Origin of the sequence: Caloramator australicus RC3, from assembly GCF_000297115.1 — a bacterium.
GTDB lineage: Bacteria > Bacillota > Clostridia > Clostridiales > Caloramatoraceae > Caloramator > Caloramator australicus.
The window spans coordinates 1-1,375 of record NZ_CAKP01000061.1 but is presented as its reverse complement, the minus strand read 5'-3'; the positions used below and the strand labels follow the sequence as shown (position 1 = coordinate 1,375).

Sequence of the window (1,375 nt, the reverse complement as noted above, 5' to 3'; positions counted from 1 at the left end):
TGAAAGTCCACAGCTTCGGTGGCATGTTTTAGCCCCGGACATCTTCGGCGCAGGACCTCTCGACCAGTGAGCTATTACGCACTCTTTAAATGTATGGCTGCTTCTAAGCCAACATCCTGGTTGTCTTTGAGATCCCACATCCTTTCCCACTTAACATGCACTTCGGGACCTTAGCTGGTGGTCTGGGCTGTTTCCCTCTCGACCACGGATCTTATCACTCGTAGTCTGACTCCCAGGGTCTCAGTTTAGGCATTCGGAGTTTGATAGGGTTCGGTAACCTATACGGCCCCTAGCCCATTCAGTGCTCTACCTCCTAAACTTACGCCCTGAGGCTAGCCCTAAAGCTATTTCGGGGAGAACCAGCTATCTCCGAGTTCGATTGGAATTTCTCCGCTATCCACAGCTCATCCCATGGTTTTTCAACACCAACGTGGTTCGGGCCTCCGACAAGTTTTACCTTGTCTTCACCCTGTCCATGGATAGATCACCCGGTTTCGGGTCTACGGCATGTAACTTTTCGCCCTATTAAGACTCGGTTTCCCTTCGGCTCCACACCACAGGTGCTTAACCTCGCTACATACCGTAACTCGCTGGCTCGTTCTACAAAAAGCACGCCGTCAGACCTTAACGTCCTCCGACTGCTTGTAGGCACAAGGTTTCAGGTTCTCTTTCACTCCCCTCCCGGGGTTCTTTTCACCTTTCCCTCACGGTACTATACGCTATCGGTCACCAGGTAGTATTTAGCCTTGGGTGGTGGTCCACCCTGCTTCCCACAGGATTCCTCGTGTCCCGTGGTACTCTGGATCAGGTCCTTCTACCTTCCCCTTTCGCCTACAGGGCTCTTACCTTCTATGGCGTGACTTTCCAGTCATCTTCGACTAGGTTCCAGTATACTCTATGACCTGTCCTCAACCCCAGACTTTCGCCTGGTTTGGGCTCCTCCCCTTTCGCTCGCCGCTACTTAGGGAATCGATTATTCTTTCTTTTCCTCCGGGTACTTAGATGTTTCAGTTCCCCGGGTTTGCCCTCCTTAGCCTATTTTGTTCAGCTAAGGATGCATGGCCTTTGCCATGCGGGTTCCCCCATTCGGACATCCACGGATCTCTGCCTGTTTGCGGCTACCCGTGGCTTTTCGCAGCTTACCACGTCCTTCTTCGGCTCCTGGTGCCAAGGCATCCACCTTGCGCCCTTACTAGCTTGATCTTTATTGTGCAGTTGTCAAGGTCCTGAAAGGTCTTTTGACCTCCCAAAACCGAACAGTGGCTTAAAGCTCCTTAGAAAGGAGATGATCCAGCCGCAGGTTCTCCTACGGCTACCTTGTTACGACTTCACCCCAATCACCAGCCTGAGACCGCCAAGGCACACAGGGGATAGG

At 52.4% G+C, this 1,375-nt stretch carries 1 rRNA gene; it reads right to left on the bottom strand.

The features are described from left to right. Positions 1 to 1,203: ribosomal RNA gene (locus CAAU_RS05320) — 23S ribosomal RNA — on the bottom strand; the annotation flags it as partial. Between the last annotated feature and the right edge of the window lie 172 nt (positions 1,204 to 1,375).